A 15304-nucleotide genomic window follows, 5' to 3' on the forward strand; every position below is an offset into this window, starting at 1 on the left:
TCCCTCCCACAGTGTTCTCAACGAGCGTGCGGAGAGGCTTCTTGTAGGAGCGGCTTCAGCCGCGACGAGCGAAGCGGTGGAGCTGCCGCGCCCGGACAGCGTCGGGACTGAACTGCCTCCCACAGTGCAACCAGCGAGCAAGCCGCAAGGCTCCTTGTGGGAGCGACTTCAGTCGCGACGAGTGAAGCGATGAGTTACTGATACCAGGACAGTGTCGGGATTGAAGCACCTTCTATGGCGCATCCAGCGAAGAGGCTGCAAGGCCCCTGTAGGAGCGGCTTCAGCCGCGACGAACGAAGCTAGGAACCTTGACGGTTCCGGTTGTCTGTCGCGGCTGAAGCCGCTCCTACAGGGAGTTCGTGCGCTCCGGCGAGCTGGTCCGCGCCTCCGCCACGACAATGCCTGCCACAAGCGGAGCGGCCGAGCTTCCGTGACCGGACAGCGTCGGGATTGAAGTTCCTTCCACAGTGCACTCAGCAAGCATTCGCAAGGCTCTTGTGGGAGCGACTTCAGTCGCGACGAGTGAAGCGGTGGAGTGCTGCACCGTATCGGTCGGGACTGAAGTCCCTCTTGCAGTGCACCCAGCAAGTGGGACCGTGAACCCCCCTGAGGACTGCGAATTTCTGTAGGAGCGCCTTCAGCCGCGACGAGCGGCGTCAGCAATCACGGCGGTTTGGGTGTCTGTCGCGGCTGAAGCCGCTCCTACAGGAGCTGCGCCGCAGCAACTCCGACCACACCAATACGACACCCACCAGGCCTCACCCGGCGTAGCGCGCCTTCAGCATCGCGTAGGCCGAGCGCAGCGCCAGTGCTTCGCCGCCGGCGGGGCGGCCAGGGCGGTCGCTGTCGTTCCAGGCGTACACGTCCAGGTGCGCCCAGGCCTGCCGTGCGGGCACGAAGCGCTCCAGGTACAGCGCCGCGGTCACCGCGCCGGCCATGCGCGAGCCGGCATTGGCCAGGTCGGCGATCGAACTGGTCAGGTAGCGCAGGTACGGGCGCCACAGCGGCATGCGCCAGACCGGGTCGCGGTGGCGTTCGCCGGCGGCGATCCAGGCCTGCGCCAGCGCGTCGTCGTTCGAGAACAGCGCCGGCAGGTCCGGGCCCAGCGCGATGCGCGCCGCGCCGGTCAGCGTGGCGAAATCTAGGATCGCGTCCGGCGCCTGTTCGCTGGCGTAGGTCAGCGCGTCGCACAGCACCAGCCGGCCCTCGGCGTCGGTGTTGTCGATCTCCACGCTGATGCCCTGGCGGGTGGCGATGACGTCGCCGGGGCGGAACGCGTCCGGGCCGACCGCGTTCTCCACCGCCGCGATCAGCACGGTCAGCCGCAACGGCAGCCGCTGCGCCATCACCAGACCGGCCAACGCCAGCGCATGCGCCGCGCCGCCCATGTCCTTCTTCATGTGGCGCATGCCGTCGGCCGGCTTCAGGTCCAGCCCGCCGGTGTCGAAGCACACGCCCTTGCCGGCCAGCGCCACGTGCGGGTGCGTCTCCTCGCCCCAGCGCAGCACGATCAGCCGCGGCGCGCGGTGCGAGGCGCGGCCGACCGCGTGGATCGCCGGGAAGTTCTGCGCCAGCAGTTCCTCGCCGACGATGCTCTCGCACTGCGCGCCGTGCGCCTGCGCCAGTTCGCGCGCGAGCGCCTCCAGCTGCTCCGGGCCCATGTCCTCGGCGGGCGTATTGACCCAGTCGCGCACGCGCACGCAGGCCTGCAGCAGGTCGCGCACTTCCGCGTTCGGCGTGGCCAGCAGGCGTGCCGGCAGCCGCGCCGGCTGCTTGTAGCGCGCGTAGCGGTAGCTGCCCAGGCCCCAGCCCAGCTGCAGCGCGGCCTGCTCCTCCTCGCTCAGCTCGCTGGCCAGCCGCCAGCTGCTGCCGGCCGGCAGCGCCAGCGGCGCGTGCGCGTAGGCGTAGGCATCGCCGCGGTCGCCCACGCCCAGCACCGCCGCGGCCACGCCGTCGGCGCCCGGCAGCAGCAGCGCGGTGCCGGGCGCGGCCGCGAACTGCTGCGCGTCCAGCCACGCCACCCACGCCGGGGACTGCGCGGCGCGCCAATCGGCCAGGCGTTCGCGGTCCAGCACATGCAGCGGCAACGCGGAGGTGGAGGCGTCGGTGAAGCCGGAAGGCAGGGACATCAGCGGGTCCTTGTGGGTCGGGCGCGGCCGTCGGCCGGCGCGCTGGGAACGGATTAGTGGTGGCGGGCGGCCGTGCGGGCGCGGCTTATGCGTCCGCTCCGGCGGTCGGCTGGGTGGCGTCGAGCCAGTCGGCCAGGCCGGTGAGGGTGTCGAAGTGCAGGTCCGGCGGCGTGGCCGGATGCCAGGCCTGCGCGTCGCGGTTGATCCAGCAGCCGCGCAGGCCGGCCTGCATCGCGCCGAGCACGTCCATCTCGATGTGGTCGCCGACGTGCAGCACCTGCGCGCACGGCACGCCCAGGCGTGCGCAGGCGGCGTGGAAGATGCTCGGGTCGGGCTTGGCCGCGCCGTGCTCGCGCGCGCTGAGCTGGAACGCGAAATGCGGCGCCAGGCCGATCGTGGCCAGGTCGGCGTTGCCGTTGCTCAGCGCCGCCACCGGCACGCGCGCGGCGATCCGCGCCAGCGCCGCGAGGCTGTCCGGATAGCACTCCACCTGGTTGCGCGCGGCGTAGAACACCGCGTAGGCCGGCTCCACCAGCGCCTCGTCGGCGCCGCTGTCGCGCAGCGCGCGGCGCAGGGTCAGGCGCCGCATCTCGCTCAGGTCGTGGACCAGGTGCGGATGCGCGGCGAACACCTCGTCGCGCAGCTGCCGCATCGCCGCGATCGGGAAGCGCTCGGCGGTGCGCGGACTGTGCTGCAGCAGCCAGTCGTGCAGCACCTGCTCGATGCGCGCACCGATCGGCGCGAACGGCCACAGCGTGTCGTCCAGGTCCAGCGTGATCGCGCGAACGGAGAAGGAAGGCAAGGAAGTCACCTGGCGCATTTTACGCCAACCGGCCGCCACGGCCGTCGCCCCAGGTAGACGCGCGCCGACCCCGGCGCCGCGCCACCCGCTTTTCCGAGTCGCGAGTCCCCAGTCCCCGGTCCCGGCCTCATTCCAACAACCTGGCCCAGCGCTGCATGCCTTCCACCCGCGCCAGCACCATCTTGATGCACACCAGCAGCGGCACCGCCAGCAATAGCCCGACCATGCCCCACAGCCAGCCGAACAGCATCAGCGCCAGGATCAGCATCAGCGGCGAGATCGCCATGCGCCGGCCGAGCACGATCGGCGTCACCACCTGGCCTTCGAGCACGTGCAGCGCCAGGTACACGATCGCCGGCAGCGCCGCGCTCAGCGGGTCGCGGAATTCCACGAAGCCCATCAGCAGCATCAGGATCGCGCCGATCAGCGGCCCCACGTACGGGGCGAAGTTCAGCAGCGCCACCACCGTGCCCCACAGCAGCGCCTCCTGCAGCGGGATCTTCAGCAGCACCAGGATGCCGGCGAAGATCAGCCCGACCAGGGTGTTGATGACGCTGATGGTCAGCACGTAGCGCGACACCTCGCGCTCGATCGAACGCAGGATGTCGGTGGTGAACTTCTGCTGCTGGCGGTTCGGCAGCAGTGCGATCGCATGCCGCTGCAGGTTCTCGCCGAACACCATGAAGAAGAACGTCAGCAGCACCACCGCCAGCGCCGAGGCGGCCAGCCGCGGGGTGCGCACCAGCGCCTTGTACGGGTCGTCCATCTGCGTGCGGATCACCTGCACGCGGCGTCCGCTCTCGCCGCCGGCGGCACGCGCGAAGTTCTCCGCGGCCTGGTTGGCCTGCTGCATCGGTTTGGTCAGGTCGCGCACCTGGGTGGCGATGTGGCGCATCTGCCCGGGCGCCTGCTGCACCCACTCGGCGGCCGGGCCGGCCAGCTGCACGGCTAGCGTCGCGGTCACCGCCATGCCCGACAGCAGCACCAGCAGCGCGCCGAGGAAGCGCGGCAGGTACAGCCGCTGCAGCCCGCGGATGATGGGGTTACCGACCAGGGCGAAGAACGCGGCCAGCAGCACCGGCAGGACCACTTCCTGCGCCGCCCACAGGGTGTAGCCCACCGCCAGCGTCGCCAGCACCACCAACGACACCGGTCCGCGCGGGCGCGGTGCCGGCGGCGGCGGGAGGGTGTCCGCGTGGGGCGGTGCCACGTCGCCGGCGTCGGCCACGGATTCGGAGAGTGTGCTCATCGGACCTGCGCTGCGTACGTGGCCCCGGCGCGCGTCCTGCGGACGCACGCTGTTCGGCGCAAAAAGAAGGTGGCGGAGTGTAGGCCGATCCTGGCCTGCGCGGTATGAAGACGGCGTGGCGACAGGCGCCGGCCGGCCGCGGCGGCGCTCAGCGCTCGGACACGTCGGTGGCCGCTTCGGCCGGCTGCGGCTGCGCCTGGTCGCGCGGCGCCGCGGGCGCTGCGTAGGACGCGGTCGGTTCCTGTCGCGGCGGCACGCCCGCAGCAGCGGCCGCGGCCGGATCGACCGCAGCGGCGGCATCCTGCGCGGTGTCCGCCGCGCGCTCGGCGTGGTCGGAGGCTTCCTTAGCCCGGGTCGCGGTCAGCAGGCTGGAGATCGCGCTGATCATCTGCAGCCAGCGTGCGCCGCCGATCTTGCCGATCGCCGCCGCCGGTTCGGCGCGGCCGGCCAGGAAGCCGGCGCCCAGTCCTACCGCGACGATGCGCAGCGGCGTCCAGCCTTCGCGCCAGACCCGCTGCAGCGTGGTCCACTGTGTCCGCATCTGCTGCTGGCGGCCTTCCAGCACGGTCTCGGCGCGGGCGATGCGGTGCTGCAGTTGGTCGAATTTCATCGGTGCGTCTCGCTCGCCGCGGCTGTGCTGCCGCCGGCATGGTCCTCGTCGTCGTCGCCGCCGATGCCCAGCTTGGCCAGCTGGCGGCGGGTGGCGTCGAGCTTGCTCATCTCGAAATAGCGCAAGGCCTGCCAGGCGCCAAGCGCGGTGACCACCAGGCTGAACGCCGCGGTCGCCGAGATCGACGCCAGCCACGACCAGCCCAGCCGCTGCAGCACCGCGATCAGCGCGCCCATCAGCAGCATCCACGCCGAGGCGCCGAACGCCACCGCCACGGTCAGCCACACCAGCGCGCGCGCCAGGGCGGCGCGTGCCAGCGCCAGGTCCGCCGCCATCAGCTTGCGCAGCGCGCGGCTGGCCTCCAGCGTGGCGGCCAAACCCTCGCGGCCAGCGTTGCCGAATTCGCGGAACGATTCCTCCAGCGACGGCCGTTCGGCCGCCGCGGGATCGGGCGCGGCAGCGGCGCTGTCGCGGGCCTGCTCGTCGCTCACGTGGCTTACTTGTCGCTGCTGCGCGCCAGCTTGGCGATGATCCAGCCGGTGGCGAAGGCCACGCCGAACGAAGCCAGCGGACGCTCGCGGATCAGCTCGGCGGCGCTGTCGACCAGGTCGCGGCCCTTGTCCAGCAGCACGTCGACCTGCTCCTTCGCCGCGGCACCGCCGAACTCGGCAGCGGCCAGGCCGGACAGCGCGCTGTCGGACAGCTCGGACTTGATGTTGGCCTTGCCCAGCTTCAACTCCTCGCCCGCCGCGCCGGCGGCGCCCTTGATCGCGTCGCCCGCGTAGCTGGCGGCCGACTTCAGGTGCGAACCGGCTTCGCTGAGGTTGTCCTTGAGGTTTTCGGTATTGGTGGGGCTGGTATTCATCGGGTATCTCCTGAGGGATGTGGGGCTACCGTCCGCTGCGCACGGACGCTTCGCGGATCGCGGGCGACAGCAATACCATCGGCGTGGTGTACGGCTTGTTAGGCTTGGCCGGTCCACAGTGTCGCCGCTCGCACGGCGCGCGACCAGAGGAGGAACGCAATGCGTGCTTACGGCAGGAAGGGCGGCCGCTCGGGCGTGGTCGCCTACGACATCGGCCCGGACTGGATCGTGCTGCGCTTCGTCGACGGCGGCACCTATCGCTACGACCATCGCCACCCCGGGCCCTACCACGTGGCCGAGATGCAGCGCCTGGCCGAGGCCGGGCGCGGCCTCAGCACCTATCTCAACCAGCACGTGCGCGACGACTACGCCGCGCGCCTGGAGTGAGCGCGGCCCGCGCCGGCGGCGCGCCTCACTGCATCAACAGGTCGGCCTGCGCGCCGCCGCGGATCACCCGCAGCACCAGCTGCGCCGGCTTGCGCGCGAAGTTGGCGCGGTAGCTGGCCAGGTCGGCGAACTCGCCGGTGGACGCGGCCACCACGATGTCGCCGCCGGCCAGGCCGTTGCGCGCCGCGCGGCTGCCGCGCGCCACGCTGCCGACCAGCACGCCGTTGATGCCGGACTGGCGCAGCGACTCGGGCAGGTCGGTGAAGGTGGCGCCGGTCAGGCGCGGGTCCAGCGACTCGCCGCTCACCGCGCGCGGCTGCTCCTTCAGCGTGGCCTTGATCTGCAGCGGCTTGCCGTCGCGGCGCACGTCCAGCGTCACCGTGCTGCCCACCGGCTGCAGGCCTTCGTAGTTGTGCAGCGCCTCGGCGCTGTCCAGCCGCTCGCCGTTGGCGCCGACCACCACGTCGCCGGGCTGCAGGCCTGCACTCGCCGCGGTCGAGCCGGCCAGCACCCGCGTCACCAGCGCGCCGCGCGCCGCGTCCAGGCCCAGCCCCTGCGCCATCTGCGCGGTCAGGTTCTGGGTCTCGATGCCGAAGGTGCCGCGGATCATCACCCCGTTGTTCTTCAGCAGCTGATCGACCACCGCCCGCGCCAGGTTCGACGGGATCGCCAGGCCCAGGCCGATGTTGCCGGCCATGCTGCCCTGCGGGTTGAAGCTGGCGGTGTTGATGCCGACCAGCTCGCCGTGCAGGTCGACCAGCGCGCCGCCGGAGTTGCCCGGGTTGATCGAGGCGTCGGTCTGGATGAAGTTCTGGTAGCCCAGGCCGCGGATGCCGTTGCGGCCCATCGCCGAGACGATGCCCGAGGTCACCGTCTGGGTGAAGCCGAACGGGTTGCCGATCGCCACCACGAAGTCGCCCACCCGCAGCTTGCTGCTGTCGCCCAGGCGGATCTCGGTGAGCTTGTCGGCCTTGATCCGGATCAGCGCCACGTCGGTGTCCGCGTCCGAGCCCATGAACTCGGCCTTGAAGCTGCGCCCGTCGGCCAGGGTCACCTGCACGTCGTCGGCGTTCTCCACCACGTGGTGGTTGGTCAGCACGTAGCCGTTCTTGGCGTCGATGATCACCCCCGAGCCCAGCGACTCGTTGATGCGCTCCTGCGGGATGTCCGGGAACAGGCGGCGGAAGAACGGGTCGTTGAAGTACGGATTGCGCACCCGCACCACCTGCTTGGTGTTGATGCTGACCACCGCCGGCATGGTCTGCTGCAGCATCGGCGCCAGCGACGGCAGCGGCTGCCCGGCCACCGAGGCCGGCAATGCCGCGCTGCCGGCCAGGGTCTGCGCCACCGGCGCGGCGGGGGCCGGTGCCGCCTCGGCGCGGTTGTCCAGGTGAGCGTTGATCGCGGTGGCGGCGAAACCGCCGAAAGCGGCGGCGGCGGTCAGGGTCAGCAGCGTGGGCAGCGGGCGCATGGGTCGGGTTCCGGATGACGCGGCGGGAGACGCAGGGCAGATGGGCGCCAGGGCGCATAAATCAAGATGAACGAGCGGCGTTTAACCGCCAGTGAAAGGGCGGCGCGGGCGAACCCCGCGGCAGGTACGGCGATGCCGCCCGGCCCCGGTTCCGACGTTGACAGCGGGCCGGCCCAGGGTTAGCGTGGGCACTTCGTTTTGCCACTACATGTAGCGGTGAGGCGGGAAAGCAACCCAACTACTGGGGTTTTCGCTGGGGTGCAACCCCAGGGGGCGCAGGCAGTGACGCAGGGCGCGAACGTGAGACGGGCCGAGCAAGGCCCTACGCATTCCCATTCGGCCGAAGGGCGGCGCCGCGCGCGCTGCCGCGGCTGTCGTCGTCGCGCAGCGCAAACCGCATACAAATAAGAGACACGGCGGACGGCCACCCCCATCCGCCCCATCGGGACAGGTTCGAGGAGAACAGAAAAGAATGAGCACGGTGCGCCTGGAAGTCGTCCAGACCGAGTCCAAGCAGAACCCCATCCCGATGCAGCCCGCGTCGCAGGATATCTGGGACAAGAAATACCGCCTGAAGACCAAGCAGGGCGAACCGCTGGATGCCGACATCGACGGCACCTACCAGCGCGTGGCGCGCGCGCTGGCCGATGCCGAGGCCACCGAGGAAAAGCGCGCCTACTGGTTCGAACGCTTCGCCTGGGCGCTGCGCCGCGGCGCGATCCCGGCCGGGCGCATCACCTCCAACGCCGGCGCGCTGGAACACAAGCCGGCCACCAGCACCATCAACTGCACCGTGTCGGGCACCATCACCGACTCGATGGACGGCATCCTGGAGAAGGTCCACGAAGCCGGCCTGACCCTCAAGGCCGGCTGCGGCATCGGCTACGAATTCAGCACGCTGCGCCCGCGCGGCGCGTTCGTGGCCGGCGCCGGCGCCTACACCTCCGGGCCGATGTCGTTCATGGATATCTTCGACAAGATGTGCTTCACCGTGTCCTCGGCCGGCGGCCGCCGCGGCGCGCAGATGGGCACCTTCGACGTGTCGCACCCGGACGTGAAGGACTTCATCCGCGCCAAGCGCGAGGACGGGCGCCTGCGCCAGTTCAACCTGTCGCTGCTGATCACCGACGGCTTCATGCAGGCGGTGGAGAACGACGCCGACTGGCCGCTGGTGTTCCCGGTCAACCGCAAGGAAGAGGGCGACATCGACCTGGCCGACGCCAACGCCGTGGTCTGGCGCGACTGGCCCACCCACAGCAACTACATCGTCCGCGACGACGGCCTGGTCGCGTGCAAGGTGTACGGGCAGATCCGCGCCCGCCACCTGTGGGACATGATCATGGTCTCCACCTACGACTACGCCGAGCCGGGCTTCATCCTGATCGACCGCGTCAACGAGATGAACAACAACTGGTGGTGCGAGAACATCCGCGCCACCAACCCCTGCGGCGAGCAGCCGCTGCCGCCGTACGGCGCCTGCCTGCTGGGTTCGATCAACCTCACCAACTTCGTGCGCGACCCGTTCACCGCGCAGGCGCGCTTCGACTGGGAGGAATACAAGGAAGTGGTGCGCGTGTTCACCCGCATGCTCGACAACGTGGTCGAGGTCAACGGCCTGCCGCTGCAGCAGCAGCGCGACGAGATCCTGCGCAAGCGCCGCCACGGCATGGGCTTCCTCGGCCTGGGCTCGACCATGACCATGCTGCAGATGAAGTACGGCAGCCCGGCCTCGTGCGAGTTCACCGAAGCCATCTCCCGCGAGATGGCCGTGGCCGGCTGGGAAACCGCGCTGACCCTGGCCAAGGAAAAGGGCCCGGCTCCGATCATGCAGGAGACCTTCGAGGTCACCGCCGCGATGCTGCGCCAGCGCCCGGAAATGGCCAAGGACGGCTGGCGCGTGGGCCAGCAGATCGAAGGCAGGCTGCTGCACGCCAAGTACAGCCGCTACATGCAGCGCATCGCCGAAGTGGCGCCGGAACTGGTGGACGAGCTGGCCGAAGTGGGCGCGCGCTTCACCCACCACAGCTCCATCGCCCCCACCGGCACCATCTCGCTGAGCCTGGCCAACAACGCCTCCAACGGCATCGAGCCCAGCTTCGCCCACCACTACAGCCGCAACGTGATCCGCGAAGGCAAGAAGTCCAAGGAGAAGGTGGACGTGTTCTCCTTCGAGCTGCTGGCCTACCGCCACCTGGTCAACGCCAGGGCGATGCCGTTCGCCGAGGCCGCCGACGCGCAGCTGCCGGACTACTTCATCTCCGCCGACGACATCCACCCAAAGGAACACGTGGACGTGCAGGCCGCGGCGCAGAAGTGGGTGGACAGCTCCATCTCCAAGACCGCCAACGTCCCCACCGACTACCCCTACGAGCAGTTCAAGGACATCTACCGCTACGCGCACCAGCAGGGGTTGAAGGGCTGCACCACGTTCCGTTTCAACCCGGCCGCCTTCCAGGGCGTGCTGGTCAAGGAAGCGGACCTGGAGAACACCACCTACCGCTTCGAACTGGAAGACGGCAGCGTGGTCGAGGTGAAGGGCAACGAGCAGATCGAGTACGACGGCGAGATGCACACCGCCGCCAACCTGTTCGACGCGCTGAAAGAAGGGTATTACGGCAAGTTCTGATGCCGCGTTTTTCGTCCCTGCGTGCCGGCGCAGGGGCAGGCCGCGTTAGGCGAAACCGGGGAGGCCGCATGCCGGCCTTCCCCCAACGCTTGCCTACCGCCCGTCATTTGTCGCCGCATCCGGTTCCACGCTTCGCTGCAATCGGTATAGCATCGCCCGCGTTACATAAACACTGACACCCTGAGGAGGGTTTTTTATGAGCAACGGTAATGGTGTGACGGCGACGCTGACGCAAGTCGCCGAGAACGTGAAAGAAACCGCCAGCAACATGGGCGAAGCGATCGCCGCCACCGCCAGCGACGCCGTCGCCAGCGTCAAGCAGACCGCCGAGAACGTGCAAAAGCGCGTGCAGGACCAGGTCGCCAAGACCCGCAAGGCGGTCAAGAAGGCCGAGAAGGCCGTCGCCAAGCGCGCGGAGAAGGCCGGCAAGTCGGTGAAGAAGACCGTCGCCAACGCGCGCAAGAAGCTGGAAGCGGCCAAGGCCAACGCCCAGTCCGAAGCCGCCGCGCTGAAGAAGGCCGGCAAGAAGACCGCCAAGAAGGCCACCGCCAAGAAGGCCGCGGGCAAGACCGCCGCCAAGAAGACTGCGACCAAGAAGACCGCGACCAAGAAGGCCGTCGGCAAGAAGACCGCCGTCAAGAAGGCGGCAGTGAAGAAGGCCGCAGTGAAGAAGGCCCCGGCCAAGAAGGCTGCGCCGAAGAAGGCCGCCAAGAAGGTCGCCGCGAAGAAGACCGTCGCCAAGAAGTCGGTGGTTGCCAAGAAGGCCCCGGCCAAGAAGAGCGTCGGCGCCCGCAAGGCCGTCGCCAAGAAGAGCGTCGGCAAGGTCGCCAAGGCCGCCAAGAAGAGTACCGCCAAGGTCGCCAAGAAGACCGGCGCGGTGAAGAAGACCGCCGTGCGCAAGAGCGCCGGCAAGAAGGCCGCGGCCACCCGCGCCAAGAAGTAAGCCGTCCCACGCTGCATCCTCTCTCCCGTGCGCGGGAGAGGGGCAGGGCGAGGGACGCGCGCCCCATTACGACACGCACACCAGGAACCGCATCATGGCCGTCAAGATCGACAAGAAAATCAAGGGCTACGCCGTCGTCACCGCCGAAGACAAAGCGCGCGACGCCGCACCGCCCGTGCCCGCCGCGTCGATCGACCGCGCCACCGCCGAGGCCGAAGTGCCGGTGGACAACATCATCCACATGCACGAGCGCATCGAGCGCCCGGATGTGCTGATCGGCAGCACCTACAAGATCAAATCGCCGTTGGTGGAACACGCCATGTACGTGACCCTCAACGACATCGTGCTCAACGCCGGCACCGAGCACGAACTGCGCCGCCCGTTCGAGATCTTCGTCAACTCCAAGTCCATGGAACATTTCCAGTGGATCGTGGCGCTGACCCGCATCATGTCCGCCGTGTTCCGCAAGGGCGGCGACGTCACCTTCCTGGTCGACGAGATGAAGGCCGTCTTCGACCCCAAGGGCGGCTACTTCAAGGCCGGCGGCGTGTACATGCCCTCGCTGGTCGCCGAACTGGGCAGCATCGTCGAAGAGCACATGAAGTCCATCGGCCTGCTGCACGACCCGGAGATGAGCGACCACCAGCGCGCGCTGATCAACGAAAAGCGCAAGCAGTACGAAGAGCGCTCAAAAAAAAACAGTGAAGTGAAGCCCGCTGTTCCTTCTCCTGCAGGAGAAGGTGCCCGAAGGGCGGATGAGGGGACGGTTGTCGCGAACTCCACCGCCGACCACGAGGAAGACATCGCCGTCACCGGCGACGGCGCGAGCTTCCCGCCGTCGGCCACGATGTGCCACAAGTGCAACACCAAGGCCCTGGTGATCATGGACGGGTGTGCTACTTGTTTGAATTGTGGGTATTCGAAGTGCGGGTGAGTAGCAAGTAAGCCGCGGACATTGATATATGAAGGGTCGGCTCTAGATAGCCGGCCCTTCTAGTTTCTGGCCCAGAAAAATGGATATAGGGGGAGATATGGATGTGCAGCAGTTGCTAGTTCTCTGGGGTGAGATTGGCCATAGCCAGATTTTTAAACTTATATCTGCGCTGGCCGCTGTCGCTGGACTGGTTTTGGTGTTCATTAGGCTCTGGAACGCGGCGTCTACATTTAATAAAAACTCTAAAGCAGCAAGGCTTGAAAAAAGCATCGCTGCAATGACAGGCGTGTCAGCATTCACTGAGGCGGATGTTGCGAATGCATGTCGTGGGTACATTGAGCCTAACTGCACCTCCACTGATCCATCTGACGAGGACGACCTCAGGAATGTCGTCGCTCTCGCTCCGCTCTTTAAGACAATTGATGAGCACCTCGCTAAAGGTGGAGAGAGAAGGCACGTAATTATTCTGGCTGACTCTGGGATGGGAAAGACCAGTTTCTGCATAAATTACTACGCGCGAGAGAAGAAAAAGAAAAAAGCTAATAGAGGGCGGGTAGCAATTGTCCCGCTAGGAACTGGTGATCCTGTTAAGCAAATAACATCCCTGGAGAGGCAGAATGAAACTATTCTCTTCTTGGATGCTTTGGATGAGGATCCACTGGCGGCTTCAGATCCTCAAGGTAGGCTGCACCAATTAATGCAATCGGCGGCGCACTTCAAGAACGTAGTGATCACATGTCGATCTCAGTTCTTTGAAAACGACGATCGTATCCCCAAGGGGAGTGGGATAATGTTTGCGGGCGCGCGTCGCGCTGGCCTATCCAGAGAACTGCCATTGCATAAGGTATTTTTGGCGCCGTTCAACTCGGATCAGGTTAAAACTTATCTTAAGAGAAGTTTTTCCGCTTCGTCTTGGGGTAGCTATAGAAAGCGGCGTCAGGCATCAAAAATGGTGGAGGCAATCCCGGAACTTAGTGTGCGTCCGATGCTGCTTGAGCTAGTGCCTGAGCTAGTTCGTGAAAATAAAGAGATCGACCAGTTGTACGGGCTTTACGAATATTTACTCTCTAGCTGGTTAAGGCGTGAGCGCGATTGGATTGTGGAAAATGACCTTAAGGACATTTCCATCGAGCTCGCTGTTAGGGTATTTACAAAGCAGAGGCGGGGCGAAGGCGATCGAATGTCGGCAGGAGAGCTGGAAGAGATTGCTCGAAATCGCAATACTGCTATTGAGTCGTGGAAACTAAAGTCGAGGTCTCTGCTAAATCGGGATACGTACGGAAATTTCAAGTTCGCTCACCGGTCAGTGATGGAGTTTCTTGTTCTTGAAGCGTGTCTTCGTGGTGACCCAAGAGCGATATCGGTCGAGTGGACGGACCTCATGAAAGACCTTCTCGTAAGTCTCGCTAATACTGATAAAGATTCGGAAATAAGAACTTTGCAATTACTTCAGAATGACCTTGCAGAGGCAAGAGTATTTCCTCTCGCTACTTCTGTGGGGCTTCCCCGCAGACTGTCGTTGAACGAATTCAAGAGGATAATCAAGAGCAATAACGTTTCTCGTAGACATCAGAGGAGCATACCCATCGCTTGGCGCGGAATGCGTTATGAGGTAGCACTTGCATCATCAACTCCGAGCCTGTCGACATATCTTGTCAAGGATCAAACTCACGGGATAACGTGGCTTGTTCACGATTTCTCAAAGTCTCAGCAGGAAGATCGGCATCTATATTTGGAGAACTTCGTTGCTGGTCGGAAAGTTCCTCCTGGTATACGAGCTCTGTTGAGTGGAGAGGCGGATGTCCTTTACCGCAACCCGTCGATAGAGGAAATGCTAACTCTGTGGCAGTGCGAGCCAGACGTATGTCGCATCCACGGACTTGGTCAAGTATTTAGTGTCGAAGACATGTACTGGCTCAGTGATCGTGTTGAGGACTCGCTTTTGTGTTGCTCCTTTGGATACGCGCCGATCATGCTATCGGAACTAAAGCTTCTTGACACTAGAGTTGATGGTGAAAGGCGTTTGCACGTTTACGAAATTCTTGGGCGCTATGGAATGATCAATCGATCTCCGTACAAAGCTATGTCTATTTACGTTCTTGAGTGTGAGGACGAGCTGTTCTTTAGATCATAGCTTGCAAGAGGCGCAGATCTGCTGGATGGCTTCGACAACTAGCGATGCACGGCTGCAAGTAGGTCATCAGGCCTGGTGGCAGTGACAATGCGTAAGATTTAATATCGATGTCGGAACTGGGTCGCTTCAGCGCCGAACAGGAGAATAGATGTTTTAAAGACTAATGAATTCAAGGACTTGGTCATCACGTACGGACGGCAGTTACGTATCTAACGGTTGACGGCGGGCCTTGCTTGAGATAGAAATAATTCGCTGTGTTGAATCACGCAGCCGGGATTGGTCTCCCGCTATCGAGGCGCACCAGCGCCCATCGTCCGATGCTCGGCGCTTTTTTGTTGCCTGCATTGTGCGAGGCGCGTGCTCGCCAGTTCATGGCGGGCGGTACGCGGGGGGCTTCGGCCCCGCCGGTCCTCGGTCCGGTAGACCAACCCGTACCGTCCGCCACCTCGATTGGTCTCGACGTGGCGGATTCCATTTCTACCGAGGAATCCACTATGTCTCGCAAAGCAATCGCATCCGAAAGCACCTCTGCTCCCCGTCGCCGCACGCGCAAGCCAGCAAACCCGTTCGACGCGGCTTCCATCACCTCAACAATGCTGGGCCTCTCGCTCGGCAACCTGTCGCGCACCACGCTGTTCAATCCGGTTCCGACGGACGACGAACTGCGGCCCAAGCGTTCTCACAGTCCGCGCTGTCCTACGCAATGCACGGTGGGCTATGTCTGCCAAGACGTGCTGGTGGACGGCCGCCGGCAAAGCCGGCGCATTCCCATCCTGCGCCTGAGCGGCCAGTGGCTGGCGGAACTGGGATTCGCGCCGGGCAGCAAGCCGCACATCGTCATCGTCGATGGCGCCTTGGTGATCACGCCCACGTCGGACACCAAAAGGATGCTGAGCCGTCGCGCCGACTGATCGAGCGAGTGTTGGTGCTGGCCGGAGGCGAGGCGGATTGCCCGTTAGGATCAGGACATGCTCGTGCTGTTATAGCCACGCGCCCATCGTTCGCGCGCGACACGAACGATGGGCGCACGCATCGGCCCAAACAATGGGTAGGTCTTGATGTGGCAGAGAGCACTCAGCGCTCATCCTTTGAACTTCCAGCCTGCGGTTGGCTACCGCGCCTCGACCCCACCTATGAGCTCGGCAGGGCGGTGG

General features: G+C 65.6%; 13 protein-coding genes. 6 read left to right on the forward strand and 7 right to left on the reverse strand.

The window, feature by feature from the left end:
• Positions 1-758: 758 nt before the first annotated feature.
• The 6 genes from VDQ83_RS12540 to VDQ83_RS12565 form a co-directional block, all read right to left on the reverse strand.
• Entirely contained in the window at positions 759-2129 is a 1371-nt protein-coding gene (locus VDQ83_RS12540; RefSeq protein ID WP_455435190.1) for a leucyl aminopeptidase family protein, read from the reverse strand.
• Between the two features lie 85 nt (positions 2130-2214).
• The gene (locus tag VDQ83_RS12545; RefSeq protein WP_455435191.1) at positions 2215-2931 is read right to left on the reverse strand and encodes an HAD family hydrolase; all 717 of its coding nucleotides are present in this window, start codon (positions 2929-2931) and stop codon (positions 2215-2217) included.
• A 127-nt stretch (positions 2932-3058) separates the two neighbouring features.
• Positions 3059-4180, reverse strand: a complete 1122-nt coding sequence (locus VDQ83_RS12550; RefSeq protein WP_263396779.1) for an AI-2E family transporter — start codon at positions 4178-4180, stop codon at positions 3059-3061.
• A gap of 148 nt (positions 4181-4328) precedes the next feature.
• On the reverse strand, positions 4329-4790 hold the full coding sequence (locus tag VDQ83_RS12555) for a hypothetical protein (RefSeq protein WP_263396780.1): 462 nt from the start codon (positions 4788-4790) through the stop codon (positions 4329-4331).
• Positions 4787-5281 (reverse strand): phage holin family protein, encoded by a 495-nt coding sequence (locus tag VDQ83_RS12560; RefSeq protein ID WP_455435192.1) that lies wholly within the window; start codon positions 5279-5281, stop codon positions 4787-4789. The genes VDQ83_RS12555 and VDQ83_RS12560 overlap by 4 nt, the downstream gene beginning before the upstream one ends.
• Before the next feature lie 5 nt (positions 5282-5286).
• The gene (locus tag VDQ83_RS12565) at positions 5287-5655 is read right to left on the reverse strand and encodes a hypothetical protein (protein ID WP_263396782.1); all 369 of its coding nucleotides are present in this window, start codon (positions 5653-5655) and stop codon (positions 5287-5289) included.
• Positions 5656-5814: 159 nt separating this feature from the next.
• Here VDQ83_RS12565 and VDQ83_RS12570 point away from each other — a divergent pair, with 159 nt between their 5' ends.
• Positions 5815-6042 carry a hypothetical protein gene (locus VDQ83_RS12570; RefSeq protein ID WP_263396783.1) on the forward strand — a complete coding sequence of 76 codons (228 nt, stop codon included), beginning with the start codon at positions 5815-5817 and terminating at the stop codon, positions 6040-6042.
• A gap of 25 nt (positions 6043-6067) precedes the next feature.
• On the opposite strand, the gene VDQ83_RS12575 is transcribed toward VDQ83_RS12570, so the two are convergent.
• Positions 6068-7513 (reverse strand): Do family serine endopeptidase, encoded by a 1446-nt coding sequence (locus tag VDQ83_RS12575; protein ID WP_455435193.1) that lies wholly within the window; start codon positions 7511-7513, stop codon positions 6068-6070.
• 472 nt (positions 7514-7985) lie between these two features.
• Here VDQ83_RS12575 and VDQ83_RS12580 point away from each other — a divergent pair, with 472 nt between their 5' ends.
• The 5 genes from VDQ83_RS12580 to VDQ83_RS12600 all read left to right on the forward strand — a co-directional run bounded on the left by VDQ83_RS12580 (position 7986) and on the right by VDQ83_RS12600 (position 15061).
• Complete coding sequence (locus tag VDQ83_RS12580; protein ID WP_455435194.1) at positions 7986-10139, forward strand: adenosylcobalamin-dependent ribonucleoside-diphosphate reductase; 2154 nt, start codon at positions 7986-7988, stop codon at positions 10137-10139.
• A gap of 196 nt (positions 10140-10335) precedes the next feature.
• Positions 10336-11082, forward strand: coding sequence for a hypothetical protein (locus VDQ83_RS12585; protein WP_455435195.1), 747 nt, complete (start codon positions 10336-10338; stop codon positions 11080-11082).
• Positions 11083-11176: 94 nt separating this feature from the next.
• Positions 11177-12016: a TSCPD domain-containing protein gene (locus tag VDQ83_RS12590; RefSeq protein WP_455435196.1), complete on the forward strand. Its 840-nt coding sequence runs from the start codon at positions 11177-11179 to the stop codon at positions 12014-12016.
• Positions 12017-12095: 79 nt separating this feature from the next.
• A complete protein-coding gene (locus VDQ83_RS12595) occupies positions 12096-14150 on the forward strand; it encodes an NACHT domain-containing protein (RefSeq protein ID WP_455435197.1) in 2055 nt (684 codons plus the stop codon).
• Positions 14151-14467: 317 nt separating this feature from the next.
• Positions 14468-15061 carry a SymE family type I addiction module toxin gene (locus VDQ83_RS12600; RefSeq protein WP_455435198.1) on the forward strand — a complete coding sequence of 198 codons (594 nt, stop codon included), beginning with the start codon at positions 14468-14470 and terminating at the stop codon, positions 15059-15061.
• Positions 15062-15304 lie beyond the last annotated feature (243 nt).

It is taken from the genome of Xanthomonas sp. WHRI 7945 (assembly GCF_035026585.1).

Excerpts from the sequence above, each read along its gene's own strand:
- VDQ83_RS12580 (WP_455435194.1), top strand. The coding sequence starts at position 7,986 with ATGAGCACGGTGCGCCTGGAAGTCGTCCAGACCGAGTCCAAGCAGAAC.
- VDQ83_RS12595 (WP_455435197.1), top strand. The coding sequence starts at position 12,096 with ATGGATATAGGGGGAGATATGGATGTGCAGCAGTTGCTAGTTCTCTGG.
- VDQ83_RS12570 (WP_263396783.1), top strand. The coding sequence starts at position 5,815 with ATGCGTGCTTACGGCAGGAAGGGCGGCCGCTCGGGCGTGGTCGCCTAC.
- VDQ83_RS12590 (WP_455435196.1), top strand. The coding sequence starts at position 11,177 with ATGGCCGTCAAGATCGACAAGAAAATCAAGGGCTACGCCGTCGTCACC.
- VDQ83_RS12600 (WP_455435198.1), top strand. The coding sequence starts at position 14,468 with ATGCTCGGCGCTTTTTTGTTGCCTGCATTGTGCGAGGCGCGTGCTCGC.
- VDQ83_RS12565 (WP_263396782.1), bottom strand. The coding sequence starts at position 5,655 with ATGAATACCAGCCCCACCAATACCGAAAACCTCAAGGACAACCTCAGC.
- VDQ83_RS12585 (WP_455435195.1), top strand. The coding sequence starts at position 10,336 with ATGAGCAACGGTAATGGTGTGACGGCGACGCTGACGCAAGTCGCCGAG.
- VDQ83_RS12575 (WP_455435193.1), bottom strand. The coding sequence starts at position 7,513 with ATGCGCCCGCTGCCCACGCTGCTGACCCTGACCGCCGCCGCCGCTTTC.
- VDQ83_RS12540 (WP_455435190.1), bottom strand. The coding sequence starts at position 2,129 with ATGTCCCTGCCTTCCGGCTTCACCGACGCCTCCACCTCCGCGTTGCCG.
- VDQ83_RS12550 (WP_263396779.1), bottom strand. The coding sequence starts at position 4,180 with ATGAGCACACTCTCCGAATCCGTGGCCGACGCCGGCGACGTGGCACCG.
- VDQ83_RS12555 (WP_263396780.1), bottom strand. The coding sequence starts at position 4,790 with ATGAAATTCGACCAACTGCAGCACCGCATCGCCCGCGCCGAGACCGTG.